Annotated in this window: 1 protein-coding gene; it reads left to right on the top strand. The window is 44.6% G+C overall.

Annotation, left to right across the window (positions count from 1 at the left end; genetic code table 11):
* Nucleotides 1-59 precede the first annotated feature (59 nt).
* The coding region (locus tag DZ860_RS25480) for a hypothetical protein (RefSeq protein WP_133305468.1) at nucleotides 60-419 on the top strand (360 nt) is incomplete at its 3' end.

Raw genomic sequence — 419 nt, forward strand, 5'->3', positions numbered from 1 at the left:
GTGACAACTGTATGACACGACAAAAAAACTCTGGAAATCACCGCAAAGCAGAACGACCAGTGAAAAGCAAGGAAGGCGAGGTAATCACCAACATTGAAGAGCAACAAAACAGGTGGGTAGAACACTTCAAAGAACTGTTGAATCGATCAGCTCCACTGAACCCACCCAACATCGAAGCAGCACTCACGGACCTCCCAATCGATGTTGGCCCACCAATAATTGAAGAAATCATCATGGCCATTAGACAAATCAAGAGTGGCAAAGCAGCAGGACCAGACAACATCCCAGCAGAAGCACTGCATGCAAATATAGCAGTAAATGCGAGGATACTCCACATTCTCTTCAATAAGATTTGGGATGAGGAACAAGTACCAAAAGACTGGAAAGAACGACTCCTGATCAAAATACCAAAGAAAGGC

Source organism: Vibrio sinensis (assembly GCF_003605645.1).
In the GTDB taxonomy this organism is placed as follows: Bacteria; Pseudomonadota; Gammaproteobacteria; order Enterobacterales; family Vibrionaceae; genus Vibrio; species Vibrio sinensis.